General features: G+C 65.7%; 16 protein-coding genes and 1 tRNA gene. 4 read left to right on the top strand and 13 right to left on the bottom strand.

Features of this window, described 5'->3' with window-relative positions; translation table 11 throughout:
• The first annotated feature begins 29 nt into the window (after window positions 1-29).
• Complete coding sequence (locus P0X85_RS07250) at window positions 30-1250, top strand: phenylacetate--CoA ligase family protein (protein WP_275810853.1); 1221 nt, start codon at window positions 30-32, stop codon at window positions 1248-1250.
• 139 nt (window positions 1251-1389) lie between these two features.
• Here P0X85_RS07250 and P0X85_RS07245 read toward each other — a convergent pair whose 3' ends face one another.
• The 3 genes from P0X85_RS07245 to P0X85_RS07235 form a co-directional block, all read right to left on the bottom strand.
• Window positions 1390-3174 (bottom strand): PHA/PHB synthase family protein, encoded by a 1785-nt coding sequence (locus P0X85_RS07245; RefSeq protein WP_275810848.1) that lies wholly within the window; start codon window positions 3172-3174, stop codon window positions 1390-1392.
• Window positions 3175-3409: 235 nt separating this feature from the next.
• On the bottom strand, window positions 3410-3535 hold the full coding sequence (gene ykgO / locus P0X85_RS07240) for a type B 50S ribosomal protein L36 (protein ID WP_013069105.1): 126 nt from the start codon (window positions 3533-3535) through the stop codon (window positions 3410-3412).
• 74 nt (window positions 3536-3609) lie between these two features.
• Window positions 3610-3684: transfer RNA gene (locus P0X85_RS07235), tRNA-Val, on the bottom strand.
• Between the two features lie 170 nt (window positions 3685-3854).
• Between P0X85_RS07235 and P0X85_RS07230 the strand changes: the two genes are divergently transcribed.
• Complete coding sequence (locus P0X85_RS07230; protein ID WP_275810824.1) at window positions 3855-4724, top strand: N-formylglutamate amidohydrolase; 870 nt, start codon at window positions 3855-3857, stop codon at window positions 4722-4724.
• A 3-nt stretch (window positions 4725-4727) separates the two neighbouring features.
• Here the strand turns inward: P0X85_RS07230 and P0X85_RS07225 are convergent, their stop codons facing one another.
• Both P0X85_RS07225 and clpB read right to left on the bottom strand, forming a co-directional pair.
• Window positions 4728-6008 carry a DNA polymerase IV gene (locus P0X85_RS07225; RefSeq protein WP_275810820.1) on the bottom strand — a complete coding sequence of 427 codons (1281 nt, stop codon included), beginning with the start codon at window positions 6006-6008 and terminating at the stop codon, window positions 4728-4730.
• 125 nt (window positions 6009-6133) lie between these two features.
• Window positions 6134-8749, bottom strand: a complete 2616-nt coding sequence (gene clpB, locus P0X85_RS07220) for an ATP-dependent chaperone ClpB (protein WP_275810817.1) — start codon at window positions 8747-8749, stop codon at window positions 6134-6136.
• Window positions 8750-8934: 185 nt separating this feature from the next.
• On the opposite strand from clpB, the gene P0X85_RS07215 reads away from it, so the two are divergent.
• Complete coding sequence (locus tag P0X85_RS07215; RefSeq protein WP_275810814.1) at window positions 8935-9144, top strand: hypothetical protein; 210 nt, start codon at window positions 8935-8937, stop codon at window positions 9142-9144.
• 99 nt (window positions 9145-9243) lie between these two features.
• Window positions 9244-9957 (top strand): orotidine-5'-phosphate decarboxylase, encoded by a 714-nt coding sequence (pyrF, locus tag P0X85_RS07210; protein WP_275810811.1) that lies wholly within the window; start codon window positions 9244-9246, stop codon window positions 9955-9957.
• Between the two features lie 48 nt (window positions 9958-10005).
• Here pyrF and P0X85_RS07205 read toward each other — a convergent pair whose 3' ends face one another.
• The 8 genes from P0X85_RS07205 to def (P0X85_RS07170) form a co-directional block, all read right to left on the bottom strand.
• Window positions 10006-10275, bottom strand: a complete 270-nt coding sequence (locus P0X85_RS07205) for a hypothetical protein (RefSeq protein WP_275810807.1) — start codon at window positions 10273-10275, stop codon at window positions 10006-10008.
• Between the two features lie 99 nt (window positions 10276-10374).
• Window positions 10375-10650 (bottom strand): NfeD family protein, encoded by a 276-nt coding sequence (locus tag P0X85_RS07200; protein ID WP_338030518.1) that lies wholly within the window; start codon window positions 10648-10650, stop codon window positions 10375-10377.
• On the bottom strand, window positions 10647-11528 hold the full coding sequence (locus P0X85_RS07195) for an SPFH domain-containing protein (RefSeq protein ID WP_275810804.1): 882 nt from the start codon (window positions 11526-11528) through the stop codon (window positions 10647-10649). The genes P0X85_RS07200 and P0X85_RS07195 overlap by 4 nt, the downstream gene beginning before the upstream one ends.
• A gap of 63 nt (window positions 11529-11591) precedes the next feature.
• Window positions 11592-11753 carry a hypothetical protein gene (locus P0X85_RS07190; RefSeq protein WP_275810800.1) on the bottom strand — a complete coding sequence of 54 codons (162 nt, stop codon included), beginning with the start codon at window positions 11751-11753 and terminating at the stop codon, window positions 11592-11594.
• Window positions 11754-11762: 9 nt separating this feature from the next.
• A complete protein-coding gene (locus P0X85_RS07185; protein WP_275810796.1) occupies window positions 11763-12002 on the bottom strand; it encodes a GlsB/YeaQ/YmgE family stress response membrane protein in 240 nt (79 codons plus the stop codon).
• A 121-nt stretch (window positions 12003-12123) separates the two neighbouring features.
• Complete coding sequence (gene fmt, locus P0X85_RS07180; protein ID WP_275810793.1) at window positions 12124-13020, bottom strand: methionyl-tRNA formyltransferase; 897 nt, start codon at window positions 13018-13020, stop codon at window positions 12124-12126.
• Entirely contained in the window at window positions 13020-13520 is a 501-nt protein-coding gene (def, locus tag P0X85_RS07175) for a peptide deformylase (RefSeq protein WP_275810789.1), read from the bottom strand. The genes fmt and def (P0X85_RS07175) overlap by 1 nt, the downstream gene beginning before the upstream one ends.
• Entirely contained in the window at window positions 13520-14050 is a 531-nt protein-coding gene (def, locus tag P0X85_RS07170; RefSeq protein WP_275810786.1) for a peptide deformylase, read from the bottom strand. The genes def (P0X85_RS07175) and def (P0X85_RS07170) overlap by 1 nt, the downstream gene beginning before the upstream one ends.
• Window positions 14051-14100: the final 50 nt, after the last annotated feature.

Raw genomic sequence — 14100 nt, 5'->3', positions numbered from 1 at the left:
CTGTGCCGCAGGAGTGAGAGGGCTGAACCATGGGCCAGTATTTCGACGAACTCGAGACCCGTTCCGCGGATGAACGCGCGGCCGCTTTGGCGCGTGATCTGCCGCAGGTGATCGAGCGGGCGCTTGGGGCGCCGGGACTGGCGGCGCATCTCGGCGCGGTCGAGGCCGGGTCTGTGACCTCGCGCGAGGCGCTGGCGACACTGCCGGTGCTGCGCAAATCCGATCTGGGGGCCGCGCAGAAGGGGGCTTCGCCTTTTGGCGGGCTGACCACGAAACCCGCCCATGCGTTTGCCCATATCTTCCAGTCGCCCGGCCCGATCTACGAGCCCGGCGATGTGAGCCATGACTGGTGGCGGATGGGGCGGTTCCTGCATGCCTGTGGCGTGGGTGCGGGCGATATCGTGCAGAACTGCTTTGGCTATCACCTGACGCCCGCCGGGATGATCTTCGAGAGCGGCGCGCGTGCGGTGGGTGCCGCCGTGCTGCCCGCCGGGACCGGTCAGACCGAGCTTCAGGTGCGGGCCGCAGTGGATATCGGCACGACCGCCTATTCGGGCACGCCGGATTACCTGAAGGTGATTCTCGACAAGGCCGAGGAGATGGGCGAGCGGCTGCGCATCACCCGCGCGGCAGTGGGGGGCGGCGCGCTCTTCCCGAGCCTGCGCGCGGAATATGCCGATCGCGGCATCCAATGCCTGCAATGCTACGCCACCGCCGATCTGGGCAATATCGCCTATGAGAGCCCGGCGATGGAGGGGATGATCCTCGACGAGGGTGTGATCGTGGAAATCGTGCGTCCCGGCACCGGCGATCCGGTGGCCGTGGGCGAGGTGGGTGAGGTTGTCGTGACCTCGCTCAACCCCGACTACCCGCTGGTGCGCTTCGCGACCGGGGATCTGTCCGCGATGATGCCGGGCGTGTCGCCCTGTGGCCGCACCAATGCGCGGATCAAGGGCTGGATGGGGCGCGCCGATCAGACCACCAAGATCAAGGGCATGTTCGTGCGCCCCGAGCAGGTTGCGGCTTTTGTCGCGGCTCATCCGGAGGTCGCCAAGGCGCGCGTCATCGCCACGCGCGAGGGTGAGATGGATGCGATGACGATTCAGGTCGAGACCGAGGCGACCGAGGCGGACCGTTTCGCCTCTGGTGTCGTCGAGGCGCTGAAGCTCAAGGGCAAGATCGAACTGGTCGCGCCGGGGGCTTTGCCGAATGACGGTCTGGTGATCGAGGATCGGCGTAAATACGACTGAGCGGGAGGGGCGCTGCCCCTCTTGGCCTTTGGCCCATTCACCCCGGGATATTTCCGGCAGCGTGAAAGGGCCTGCATCAAACTTCACATACTCCGGGGGCCGCCCGGACCGGGCGGGGGGCAGAGCCCCCGTTTTCGTTTCAGGCCTGCATCACATAGGTGCCGGGGGCTGGGCCGAGCACGGGGAGCGTGTCCGAGCCGGTTTTGGGCGGGGCAGTCGGCGCGCCGGAGTGGCGGGAGAGCCAGTCGCCCCATTCGGGCCACCAGGAGCCCTCTTTCTTGGGGTGCTCGGCGAGCCAGTGGTCGGGGTCCATATAGAGCGCGCCCGCCGGGCGGTGGCCGATCCGGTAGTGGCGGTGGCCGTGGCCGGGCTCCGAGACGATGCCGCCGTTATGGCCGCCCTTGGTCAGCACGAAATGCAGGTCGCCATCAGTGAAGAGCTTGGTCTTGTAGACCGATTTCCACGGCGCGATATGGTCGCTCTCGGTGCTGACGATAAAGAGCGGCACTTTGATATCCTTGAGGGCGATCACCCGTCCGTCGATGGCGAAGCGCCCGGCGGTGAGGCGGTTCTCAAGGAACAGGCCGCGCAGGTATTCGGTGTGCATCTGGGCGGGCATGCGCGTCGCATCGGCGTTCCAGACGCCCATGTCGGTCGGCATATCCTCAAGGCCCATCAGGTAGCGGCGCACGGCGCGGGTCCAGACCAGATCCTCGGAGCGGATCGCGCGGAAGGCGCCCACCATCTGTTTCTGATCGAGATAGCCCTGCTCCCACATCAGGTCGGTGAGGAAGGCGATCTGGCTTTCATCGACGAAGAGCAGCAACTCGCCGGCCTCGGTGAAGTCGGTCTGCGCCGCCAGGAGCGTGATCGAGGCCAGCCGGTCGTCGCGGTCGCGCGCCATGGCGGCGGCGGTGATCGAGAGGATGGTGCCGCCGAGGCAGTAGCCGACCGCGTGGATTTTCTGATCGGGGATGATGGTCTCGACCGCGTCCAGCGCAGCCATGACCCCGCGCGTGCGGTAGTCCTCAAGCCCGAGATTGGCCTGCGCGGCGGTCGGATTGCACCACGAGATCGTAAAGACCGTGTGCCCCTCGCCGACGAGCCAGTTGATGAGCGAGTTCTGGGGCGAGAGGTCGAGAATGTAGTATTTCATGATCCAGGCGGGCACGATCAGCACCGGCTCGGGATGCACGGTCTCGGTCTGCGGGCTGTATTGGATCAGCTCGAAGATGTCGTTGCGATAGACGACCTTGCCGGGGGTGCAGGCGATGTCCTTGCCGACCTGATAGCCCTCGGGTGCGGGTTTGGGCGCGTGTTCGGCCAGCTCGAGGATATCGGCCAGAAGATTGGCCTGACCCGCGCGGAGATTCTCGCCGCCGCTGGATTTGATCCGGTCGATGATCTCGGGGTTGGTCGCCGGAAAGTTCGAGGGCGAGACCATGTCGAGCATCTGGCGGACCATGAAATTCACCCGCTCGCCGTTCTTCTCTTGCATGCCGGGCAGGTCATGGGTCGCGGCGTCCCACCAGTCGAGCGTGGCCAGAAAACCCTGCTGCCAGAGGTTGAAGGGCGGCTTGGCCCATCCGGGATGGGTGAAACGGTGATCGTAGGGGCGCGGCGTGAAGGGCGCGGCGGAGGCCGCATCCGGGGTCATCATCGTGTGCATCCCATAGGCCCAGAGCTTGGCCATATTGGTGCCTGCACGCTCGGCCAGCTCCATCTGGCGGCCCGGCGCGCGGGCGAGGTGCTGCCCCCAATCCGAGAGCGCCGCCGCCGTGGCATGCGGGGACAGCCCGCCCGTCAGGCGCGCAAGCCCGGCCCGCAACGCGCGATCGATATTGCGGTGCGGATGCGGATTGGCGACCAGATCGGTTTGGGCGGGCGGGGCCGCGCGACCTGGCATCCGGGGTTTGCTGGGCATGGGAATCGGCTGAGCGGACATCGCGGCACCTGTGAAAAGATTTCGTTCCCAAGAGTTTAGGCTCAAAATTGTGACCGGGCTTTGACCGAGGTCAGAATTTTCGCCGCACTGCGGCAATTTGCCGTGATCTGCCGCAGCGGAAGGCAGCGCGCCCGCGATCTGCGCAAAGAAAAAGGCCGCCGGGAAACCCAGGCGGCCTTTTATTCACTGGCTCGAGCGTCGAAGCCCCAAGGGATTAGCCTTGGCGGGCCTTGAAGCGCTTCTGCGTCTTGTTGATCACGTAGACGCGGCCTTTACGGCGCACGATCTGGCAATCGCGGTGACGCTGCTTGAGCGAGCGGAGCGAGTTACGGACCTTCATCGGTCTTCTCCTATTCGCGGCGCGCGTGCGCCTTGAAAAACAATGCCCCCGCGAAATCGGGGGCGGTGAATGAATGGTGGGCGGTACTGGGATCGAACCAGTGGCCACTACGATGTCAACGTAGTGCTCTACCGCTGAGCTAACCGCCCACGCCCGTTCGGTTCCATCCGATTCTATCCCTTGCCTGCTGCAACTGATAGGCCCGAAAGCGCGGAACCGCGTCGGTCTGGGGGTCTATAAAAGGAGTCGGGGCGGCTTTCAAGAGGCTTTTGGCGGGAAAAATTCGGTGTAAGCTTGTGCGACATTTCGGACGAGACGAATGACGGCCAAGCAGTTGCATCCATTGCCCTATCGGCTGAGCGTGCCGGTGCCATTGCGCACCGCCGTGATCTTTGCCTCGCCGCATTCGGGCGATGACTACCCGGCTGACCTGCGGGCGCGCTCGGTGCTGGATATGCGGCGGCTGCGGTCCTCGGAGGATGCGTTTGTCGATCGGCTTCTGGCCGGGGCACTCGAGGTCGGGGCGGCTTGTCTCGTGGCGCGCTATCCGCGGGCCTATATCGACCTCAATCGCGGCGCGGATGAGCTGGATGCAGGCGTGATCGAGGATCTGGGTCCGGCGGCGCATCGGGGCGCGCGGGTCGTGGCCGGGCTTGGCGTGATCCCGCGGGTGGTGTCGGGAAGCCGGGCGATCTATCGCGGCAAGCTCACCCGCGCCGAGGCCGAGGCGCGGATCGCGCGGGTCTGGACGCCGTATCACGACGCGCTTGAAGGGCTGATGGTGCAGGCGCAGGCGGAATTCGGGCGGGCGATTCTGATCGACGTGCATTCGATGCCGGGCGAGGCGCTGGACTGTTTCGGCGCGCGCCGTCCGCAGGTGGTTCTGGGGGATCGCTATGGCGCCTCGGCCGAGGCGGGGCTGGTCAATCAGGTGGCTGCCGCCTTCGAGAGTGAAGGGCTGCGCGTCGGGCGCAACAGCCCCTTTGCGGGCGCCTATATCGCGCAGCGCTACGGCGCGCCCACGCAGGGGCGGCATGTGATTCAGGTCGAGATCGACCGCGCGCTTTATATGGATGAGGACCGAATCGCACCGCGCCCCGATTTCGAGGCGTTTCAGGCGCGGATCGGACGGGTCATCGCGCGAATCGCACAGATCGGACAAGAGCGGCTGCCCCTCGCGGCGGAGTAGGGTCTAATCCTCGCGCGGCTTGCGGGGGGCCGTGAAACCGCGCCCGGTCGCAATCGCGCCCGCGCCGAATTTCGTCCGGATCGCATCGGCTGCGCGCTCGGCCTTGGCCCGGTTGCCAGCCTGTGGGTCCAGGAGGTCCCCCACCGGGTCACGACCATCGGCTGGCATGAGGTCCGAATAGCCGATCCCGATCAGTCGGAACGGCCCCGTTTCGGGGAGGGCTTCCAGCAACGCGCGGCCCTCGCGGAAGAGGGTGTCGGCAAGCTGGCTTGGTTCTTCGAGGCGGGTCTGGCGCGAGAGGGCGGAGAAATCCCTGCGCCGGAGTTTCAGCGTGACGGTCCGCCCCGTCAGACCCTTCGCCTTCATCCGGCCCGCGACCTTCTCGGCCATGAACCACAGGCGCGTCAGCAACTCTTCGTGGTCGGAGATGTCGGTCTCGAAGGTGGTCTCGTTCGAGACGGATTTCATCGGCTCATTGGGCGAGACGCGGCGGTGGTCCTCGCCATGGGCGAGATGCCAGAGCCGTGCACCATGGGTGCCGAAGCGCTTCATCATCGTGTCGCGGTCGAGGCGGCGAATATCGGCCAGCGTGCGGATGCCCGCGCGGCCAAGGCTCGCCCGCGTGGCGGCGCCCACGCCCCAGAGAATCGAGACCGGCTTGTCGCGCAGGAAGGCCTCGGTATCGCCCTTGCCAATCACCGAGAACCCGCGCGGCTTGTCGAGATCGGAGGCGATCTTGGCGAGGAACTTGTTATGCGAGAGGCCGACAGAGGCGGTCACCCCGATCTCGGTCTCGATCTGCCGGGCGAGCCGCGCCATCAGAATGGCGGGCGGCGCGTGGTGCAACCGCTCGGTGCCGCTAAGATCGACGAACGCCTCGTCGAGAGAGAGCGGTTCGACCAAAGGGGTCAGCGTATTCATCAGCGCCCGGATCTGTGCCGAGACCTCGGCGTAATAGCCGATGCGGGGCGGGATCACGACGGCGTCGGGGCAGAGCTTGCGGGCCTGAAACATCGGCATGGCGGAGCGCACGCCCGAGATCCGGGCGATATAGCAACAGGTGGTCACCACGCCGCGCTGCCCGCCTCCCACGATCAGGGGTTTTGACGAGAGCGAAGGATCGTCGCGCTTCTCCACCGAGGCATAGAAACTGTCGCAGTCGATATGCGCGATGGGCAGGTCAAACAGCTCGGGATGCGCAAGAATACGCCCGCGCCCGCAACGGGGGCAGCGGCGCGGGTTCTCGTCGAACTGGCTCAGGCAATCGCGGCAAAGGGCGGGCATATCGGGGCTCCTGCGCGCAGTCTAATCCGCGCGCGCAGGCTGTGCGAGGGCAAAGCCCGCCGGCGCGGGTCAAACGCAAAGAGGGGCGGGTTTTACCCCGCCCCCTTCAAAGTCCATTCAACGGCTCAGTGCAGCGCCGCGCCCGTCGGCTTCTCGCCCGAGGGCGGCACGACATGGCCGCCCACCGAGAGCCCGTCCGGCCCTGCGGTGACCGAAACCATCGACCCGTCGAGCACTTCGCCCGAGAGGATCAGCTCGGCCAGAGGGTCTTGCAGGCTGCGCTGGATCACTCGCTTGAGCGGGCGCGCGCCATAGACCGGATCATAGCCGTGATCCGCGAGCCAGGTCCGCGCGGCATCATCGAGCGACAGCTCGATCTTGCGCGCCGCCAGACGTTTCTCCAGCCGCGAGAGCTGAATCGAGACGATCCCGTCCATGTTGTCCCGGCTCAGCCGGTGGAAGATGATGGTCTCATCAAGCCGGTTGAGGAATTCCGGGCGGAAATGGTGGCGCACGGCCTCCATCACCTCGGCGCGCGCCTGCGCGCTGTCGGCCCCGTCCGGCAACTGGCTGAGCGCCTGCGAGCCGAGATTCGAGGTCAGGATGATCAGCGTCTGCTTGAAGTCCACGGTGCGGCCCTGACCGTCGGTCAGAACGCCGTCATCGAGCACCTGCAAGAGCACGTTGAACACATCCGGGTGCGCCTTTTCGACCTCGTCGAAGAGCACAACCTGATAGGGCCGGCGCCGCACGGCTTCGGTCAGCACCCCGCCCTCGTCATAGCCGACATAGCCCGGAGGCGCGCCGATCAGACGCGAGACCGCGTGTTTCTCCATGAACTCGGACATGTCGATGCGGACCATCGCCTGATCGTCGTCGAAGAGATATTCCGCGACGGCCTTGGTCAGTTCGGTCTTGCCGACGCCGGTCGGGCCGAGGAACAGGAACGAGCCGAGCGGCCGGTTCTCGTCGTTGAGCCCGGCACGCGCCCGGCGCACGGCATTGGCGACCGCGCGCAGCGCCTCGTCCTGCCCGATCACGCGGCGGCGCAGTTCCTCCTCCATCTTGAGGAGTTTCTCGCGCTCGCCTTCGAGCATTTTCGAGGTCGGGATGCCGGTCCAGCGTTCGACCACCTCGGCGATCTGCTCGGGGCGGACAGCCTCTTCGACCATCACCTCGGTGTCAGAGCCTTCGATCTCGGACAACTGTTTCTCCAGCTCCGGGATGCGGCCGTATTGCAGCTCACCCGCGCGGGCGAAATTGCCCTCGCGTTTGGCTTGGTCAAGCTCTGCGCGGGCGCGGTCCAACTGCTCCTTGAGGGTGCGGTCGGATTCGAGCTTGTCACGCTCGGCCTGCCATTTGGCGGTCATCTCGGCGGCGCGGTCCTGAAGATCGGCCAGCTCTTTTTCGAGCTTTTCGAGACGGTCCTTGGAGGCCGCATCGTCCTCTTTCTTCAGCGCCTCGGACTCGATTTGCATTTGCAGGATCTGCCGGTCGAGCGCGTCGAGTTCCTCGGGCTTGCTGTCCACTTCCATGCGCAGGCGCGAGGCGGCCTCGTCCACGAGGTCGATCGCCTTGTCGGGCAGGAAGCGGTCGGTGATGTAGCGATGCGACAGCATCGCCGCCGCCACCAGCGCCGAGTCGGAGATGCGGACCCCGTGGTGGAGTTCGTATTTCTCCTTGATGCCGCGCAGGATCGAGATCGTGTCCTCGACGGTCGGCTCCTCGACCATGACCGGCTGGAAGCGCCGCGCGAGGGCTGCGTCCTTCTCGACATATTTGCGGTATTCGTCGAGCGTGGTCGCGCCGACGCAGTGCAACTCACCCCGGGCAAGCGCGGGCTTGATGAGGTTCGCGGCATCCATCGCGCCGTCCGATTTGCCCGCGCCGACCAGCGTGTGCATCTCGTCGATGAAGAGGATCACCTCACCGGCGGCGGCCTCGATCTCCTTGAGGATCGCTTTAAGGCGTTCCTCGAATTCGCCGCGATATTTCGCACCGGCAATGAGCGCGCCCATGTCGAGCGCGAGGAGTTTCTTGTTCTTGAGGCTTTCGGGCACGTCGCCGTCGATGATGCGCAGCGCGAGACCTTCGGCGATGGCGGTTTTACCGACGCCGGGTTCCCCGATCAGGACCGGGTTGTTCTTGGTCCGGCGCGAAAGCACCTGCATCGTGCGGCGAATCTCGTCGTCGCGGCCGATGATCGGGTCGATCTTGCCTTGCTCGGCGGCCTCGGTGAGGTCGCGGGCATATTTCTTGAGCGCGTCATAGCCTTCTTCGGCGGACGCGGTATCGGCCGTGCGGCCCTTGCGCAGGTCGTTGATCGCGGCGTTGAGCTTTTGCGCGGTGACGGCGCCTGCGTCGAGCGCGTCCTTGGCCCGCGTGTTGACCAGCGCAAGCGCCATCAGCACACGTTCGACCGGGACAAAGCTGTCGCCCGCCTTCTTCGCGATTTTCTCGGCCTCATCGAGCACCCGCACGAGCGAGGTGTCGACATAGACCTGATCGCCCGCACCCGAGACTTTGGGCAGCTTGGCGACGGCGGCATCCACCGCCTCGGTCACGCGTTCGGGTGCACCGCCCGCGCGTCTGATCAGGTTGGCCGAGAGCCCCTGATCGTCATCCATGAGAGCCTTCAGCAGATGCTCGGGCACCACACGTTGATGGCCCTCGCGCATTGCGATAGTCTGCGCCGCCTGAAGGAAACCGCGCGACCGCTCCGTGAACTTCTCCATGTTCATCGGTATTCTCCTTTTCTGAAGCCCCCGGATATGTGCCGCACCCTGTTCAGGCATGTGGCTGGGCCGGGTCTTGGACTAGAGATGGGGCGCTGAGGGGGGACGTTCAAGGGGGTGCGGGCTGCGATGATGGAAACCAAATCTCAACCAAATGCGTTGAGAATGGAGCCGTCACGAAAGGTCGTTCCATGCATCAAGCCTTTGCGCAACGTATCGCCCGTCTGTTCTACAATGCCGCCCGTCGCCGGTTCGAGGGGGTGGTGGAATTCTTCGCCCCCGGCCTGCCCGAACCGATGCGCGTGCCCGTCACCTTGGAGGCGCCAGAGGGGATTTCCCATGGCGCGCTGACGCGTAGCCTCTTGCGAGAGGCGCAGCGCAGGGGGATCGGCGGGATCTGAGGCGCCCCGAGGGGTCGGTTTTTGCGCCCCAATGCGGCACGGCGCTTGACCTGCGCGCGCGGGGCGCGCATCTGGTGGCAAACCGAATGGAGCCGCCCGATGACCGAAGCAAACCTGCCCGCCGATGACCGCCTGATCGTGGCGATGGATGTCCCCAACGCGCTTGAGGGGCTGAAACTGGCCGAGGCGCTGGGTGACAGTGTGTCCTTCTACAAGATCGGGCTGGGGATGCTGACGGGCGGCGGTCTGGCGCTGGCCAATGAGCTGAAGGCCGAGCAGGGCAAGCGCATCTTCCTCGACATGAAGTTCTTCGATATCGGCGCGACGGTCGAAAAGGCCGTGCGCGGGATTGCGCAATACGATCTGGATTTCCTGACCGTGCATGGCGACCCCTATGTGGTGAAAGCCGCCAAAGAGGGCGCGGCGGGCAAGGACCTGAAAATCCTCGCGGTGACGATCCTGACCTCGCTCGACCGGGCGGACCTCGATGGCGCGCTGATCCGCGAGGGCGAGATCGCCGATCTGGTGACGGAGCGTGCGGGGCGTGCCTTTGACGCGGGCGCCGATGGCGTCATCGCCAGCCCGCGTGAGGCGGCGATGATCCGGGCGCTGCCCGAAGCCGAGGGCAAGCTGATCGTGACGCCGGGCGTGCGCCCCGCTGGTGCGGCGCTGGGCGATCAGAAGCGGGTCGAGACGCCCGCTTCGGCATTGCAGGCAGGGGCGGATCACCTCGTGGTCGGGCGCCCGATCTGGCAGGCCGACGACCCGCGCGCTGCGGCGCAGGCGATCCTGCGCGAGATCCAGAACATCTGATACGAAACGGCGGCCCGGGGGCCGCCGTTCTTCTTTATGCCAGAGCGCTTACTGGTTGGTCGCGGGCGCGGTCTCGCCACCCGTTTCGCCAGCCGCGTCACCGCTGGTCTCACCACCTGCGTCAGGCGCGGGGGCGACATCGACCACGGCGGGGGCCTCGTTGGTGATGGTCACATCGGGGGCGGCAGCGGGGGTTTCCTCGACCAACACAGTATCATCCGAGATCAGCCAGAATACGACGCCAAGGGCGACGACGATCGCGCCGAGGATGAAGAAGATCGTGTTCGAGTTGCGCGGTTGCGGGTCTTGATAGGACATGGTGCTCTCCGTTGAAGGTGGATTGCCCCCTCAACCGCCACGCCGCGCGCCCGGTTCCAATGCCCGCGCGGGCATGGGCGGAAACCTGCTGCCCGCGCCTCAGTTCTCGTTGATGTCGCGGTCCCAGATCTTGGTCTGCCCCTCGCGCACGCCGGCGATCTTGCGCATCGCAAACCAGACCACGAGCGCGGCCACGGCGAGCGTCAGGATCATCCACGGCAGCGACGCGCCCAGCACGCCCAGCCAGATCAGAAGACCCACGAGGATCGCGCCCGCCGCGAAGCCGAGCAGCACGAAACCGGGCGCCAGCATTTCCAGCGCGCCGAGGATCACGCCCGCGGTCACCCAAACCCACGCTTCCTGCCAGAGCATCATTTGCCCATCCCCCGCAGCATGTAGAACGCATCCGAGAACGCTTCGAGCGCGGCCGCCGGAAGAAGCACGGTCTGCTTGCCTTCACCCTTGGCGACATCCGAGAGCGCCTCGACCTGTTTCACCGCGATCTGATATTGCGCGGCTTCAAGCCCGTTCTTGGCGATGGCCTCGGCGATGACCTGGGTCGAATAGGCCTCGGCTTCGGCGAGGACGCGCTTGGCCTTGGCCTCTTGCTCAGCGGCGTAGAGATCGGCGTCGGCCTGCAATTCGACGGCGCGTTTCTTGCCCTCGGCCTCGGTCACCTGGGCGCGGCGTGCCCGTTCGGCGTTGAGCTGCTGGAGCATGGCGGCGCGGGTGGCCTCGTCGAGATTGACGTCGAGAATTTCGGCGCGGGTGACCTCGATCCCCCAGTCATCGACCATGGCGGCGACCTGCTCGCGGACCTTGGAGATGAGCTGCGCGCGGTTCGATTGCACCTCGTCGAGTTCCATCATGCCGATTTCGGAGCGCACGATCCCGGCCACGGTGGTGGCGATGGCGGCGTCCACGTCGCGGATGCGGTAGACCGTCTTTTCCGGCTCGGTGATGCGGTAAAAGACCGAGGTTTCGACTTTGACCAGCACGTTATCGGCGGTGATCGCATCCTGCATAGCGTTGGGCAACTGGCGTTCGAGGATTGAGATTTTATGCGGCACCCGATCGAGGAAGGGCACGATGAAGTTGATCCCCGGCCCCAGCACCGCACGCAGCCGCCCGAAGCGCTCGACCACGTGTTTCTCGGATTGCGGGACGATCCGCACGCCGAGGAAGATCGACAGGATGATGAAGCCGGCGATGGCGAGCAGGATGGCATTGCCGCCCAGAAGGTCTGTGATCATTGCGGAGCGCTCCGTTCTGTGAGGTCGTCTTTAAATGGGGATTGCGGCGGGGCCGCGCAAATTTCAGGGCGAAGTCTGGGGTATCAGCTTGACGCCGACAAGGGCGAGAACGGCCAGAACGGCCCAGCCGCCCGGGCGGGTCAGAAGCCAGAGGCCAATCGAAAAGGCGAAGAGTGCAAGGCGGGTGGTGGCGAGGCCAGCGAAGCCGAAAATCGTACCGAACATGGGAGGGACCTATCGTTTGGGGCCGTATTGGCGCCAGAGCCAGATGAGAAGCATCGCGCCGAGCACCGCGCCGACGAGCCCGGCGAGCCAGCCCGTCACGGTGATGAGGGCGCGAAGTGTGAGCCCGCCGATGATCGCGCCCAGCGTGCCGATGGCGATGGTGGTGGGGATGTCGGTTTCGACGCGCATGATCCGCGTCGCGAGGAAACCCGCGGCGATGCCGATAAGGAGGAGGGGGATCACTGACATGGGTTTGCTCCGGTTTGGGCAACTATGCCTGCGGTTACACGCCTTGGAAAGGGCGGAGGGGGCGCTGCCCCTTTTCGCGGGGCGCGAATTCACCCCCGGAGTATTTTGGATTTGATGAAGTTCAGGAGAGATGGGGCGGCAGGGTCAGGCCCTTGAGGATATCCTCGGCCTGCATCGGGCGTTTGCCCTCGCGCTGGGCGGTGAGGACATCGAGCGCGCCGGTGCCGCAGGCGATGGTGAAACCGCCGAGCGTTTCGCCGGGCTGGCCAGCGCCTTGGGCGGGGGCGGCACGCAGGAGTTTGAGCCGTTCGTCGCCCGCCATGCACCATGCGCCCGGGAAGGGCGAGAGGCCGTTGATCTGGCGGATGAGGTCGGCGGCGGGGCGGGTCCAGTCGATCCGCGCCTCGGCCTTGTCGATCTTTTGGGCGTAGGTGGTGCCGTCCTCGGGCTGGGGCTCGGGGGTGAGCTTGTCGAGGTCTTTCAGCGCATCGAGGATCAGTCGCGCGCCCATTTCCGACAGGCGGTCATGGAGGTCGCCGGTCGTTTCGGTGGCGCCGATCGGGGTGGCCTCGCGCAGCAGCACGGGGCCTGTGTCGAGCCCGGCCTCCATCTGCATGATGCAGATGCCGGTTTCCGCGTCGCCCGCCATGATAGCGCGGTGGATCGGCGCGGCGCCACGCCAGCGCGGCAAGAGCGAAGCGTGGATATTGAGGCAGCCGCGTTCAGGCGCGTCAAGCACCTCTTGCGGCAGGATCAGCCCGTAGGCGACGACCACGGCGACATCCGCGCCATGGGCCTTGAAGGCGTCGCGCTCGCGCTGATCCTTGAAGTTGAGGGGCGTGTGGATCGGCAGGCCAAGCTCCATCGCGCGCGCATGCACGGGCGTCGGGCGGTCTTTCTTGCCGCGACCGGCGGGGCGGGGCGGCTGCGAGTAGACGGCGGCGACCTCATGCTCGCGGGTGAGCGCGTCGAGAACCGGGACCGAGAAATCCGGGGTGCCCATAAAGATCACGCGCATCAGCGTTTCTCCAGCTTCTTGGATTTCTGGATCAGCATCTTGCGGCGCAGCGGCGAGAGGTGATCGACATAGGTCTTGCCGTTCAGATGGTCGATCTGGTGCTGGACGCTGGTCGCCCAGAGGCCGACGAAATCACGGTCCTCGATTTCGTTTTGCTCGTTAAGGAAACGCACGGTGACCGCCCGGGGGCGCGAGATCGGCGCCCAGACGCCGGGAAGGTTGGGCGAGGCCTCATCGTGCTGGCGCATCTGGACCGAGGCGTGCAGCACCTCGGGATTGGCCATGCGCACCGCCTGCCCGCGCTTCTCGGAGGCATCGACCACGGCAAGGCGCATCTCGATCCCGATCTGCGGCGCGGCGAGGCCGACGCCCGGCATCGCCTCCATCGTGTCGATCATGTCGTCCCAGATCATCCGCACGGTCTCATTGACCTCCGGCACCGGATCGGCGGGGCGATGCAGGCGGCGATCGTCGAAGGGGATGAAGGGGCGCACGGTCATCAGACGAGACCTTCGCGCGCACGCTCGCGTTTGAGCTTTTCCATCTTGCGGGTGATCATTTTGCGCTTCATCGGGCCGAGATAGTCGATGAAAAGCTTGCCGTTGAGGTGGTCGAGTTCGTGCTGTGCGCAGGTTGCCCAGAGCGCGTCGAACTGCTCTTCGTGGCGCTGGCCGTCGAGGCCGAGCCACGCCATGCGGACCTCTTTCGGGCGGGTCACCTCGGCATATTGCTCGGGGATCGAGAGGCACCCCTCTTCGTAGACATTGGTCTCTTCGGAGGTCCAGGTGATCTCGGGATTGATGAGAACCATCGGGTCGGGCTGCGCGCCCTCTTCCTTGACGCAATCCATCACGAAAACACGCTTGAGCACGCCGACCTGCGGCGCAGCAAGGCCCACGCCCGGCGCGTCATACATCGTCGCGAGCATGTCGTCGGCCAGCTTGCGGATTTCATCCGTGATTTCGGGCACGGGGTCGCAGAGCTTTTTCAGACGCGGGTCGGGATGGATCAGGATTGGTCGAATGGTCATGGCGCTGATGTAGGGGATCGGGCGAGTTCGCGCAATGGGCGCGGGCGCGC

The sequence above is a fragment of the Pseudothioclava nitratireducens genome (genome assembly GCF_029210495.1).
GTDB lineage: Bacteria > Pseudomonadota > Alphaproteobacteria > Rhodobacterales > Rhodobacteraceae > Pseudothioclava > Pseudothioclava nitratireducens.
The sequence above is the reverse complement of the archived record's forward strand: the minus strand, read 5'-3'. Positions and strand labels throughout refer to the sequence as shown.

Coding starts and splice junctions, on each gene's coding strand:
- P0X85_RS07250 (WP_275810853.1), top strand. CDS start 30: ATGGGCCAGTATTTCGACGAACTCGAGACCCGTTCCGCGGATGAACGC.
- P0X85_RS07245 (WP_275810848.1), bottom strand. CDS start 3,174: ATGCCCAGCAAACCCCGGATGCCAGGTCGCGCGGCCCCGCCCGCCCAA.
- ykgO (WP_013069105.1), bottom strand. CDS start 3,535: ATGAAGGTCCGTAACTCGCTCCGCTCGCTCAAGCAGCGTCACCGCGAT.
- P0X85_RS07230 (WP_275810824.1), top strand. CDS start 3,855: ATGACGGCCAAGCAGTTGCATCCATTGCCCTATCGGCTGAGCGTGCCG.
- P0X85_RS07225 (WP_275810820.1), bottom strand. CDS start 6,008: ATGCCCGCCCTTTGCCGCGATTGCCTGAGCCAGTTCGACGAGAACCCG.
- clpB (WP_275810817.1), bottom strand. CDS start 8,749: ATGAACATGGAGAAGTTCACGGAGCGGTCGCGCGGTTTCCTTCAGGCG.
- P0X85_RS07215 (WP_275810814.1), top strand. CDS start 8,935: ATGCATCAAGCCTTTGCGCAACGTATCGCCCGTCTGTTCTACAATGCC.
- pyrF (WP_275810811.1), top strand. CDS start 9,244: ATGACCGAAGCAAACCTGCCCGCCGATGACCGCCTGATCGTGGCGATG.
- P0X85_RS07205 (WP_275810807.1), bottom strand. CDS start 10,275: ATGTCCTATCAAGACCCGCAACCGCGCAACTCGAACACGATCTTCTTC.
- P0X85_RS07200 (WP_338030518.1), bottom strand. CDS start 10,650: ATGATGCTCTGGCAGGAAGCGTGGGTTTGGGTGACCGCGGGCGTGATC.
- P0X85_RS07195 (WP_275810804.1), bottom strand. CDS start 11,528: ATGATCACAGACCTTCTGGGCGGCAATGCCATCCTGCTCGCCATCGCC.
- P0X85_RS07190 (WP_275810800.1), bottom strand. CDS start 11,753: ATGTTCGGTACGATTTTCGGCTTCGCTGGCCTCGCCACCACCCGCCTT.
- P0X85_RS07185 (WP_275810796.1), bottom strand. CDS start 12,002: ATGTCAGTGATCCCCCTCCTCCTTATCGGCATCGCCGCGGGTTTCCTC.
- fmt (WP_275810793.1), bottom strand. CDS start 13,020: ATGCGCGTGATCTTTATGGGCACCCCGGATTTCTCGGTCCCGGTTCTC.
- def (WP_275810789.1), bottom strand. CDS start 13,520: ATGACCGTGCGCCCCTTCATCCCCTTCGACGATCGCCGCCTGCATCGC.
- def (WP_275810786.1), bottom strand. CDS start 14,050: ATGACCATTCGACCAATCCTGATCCATCCCGACCCGCGTCTGAAAAAG.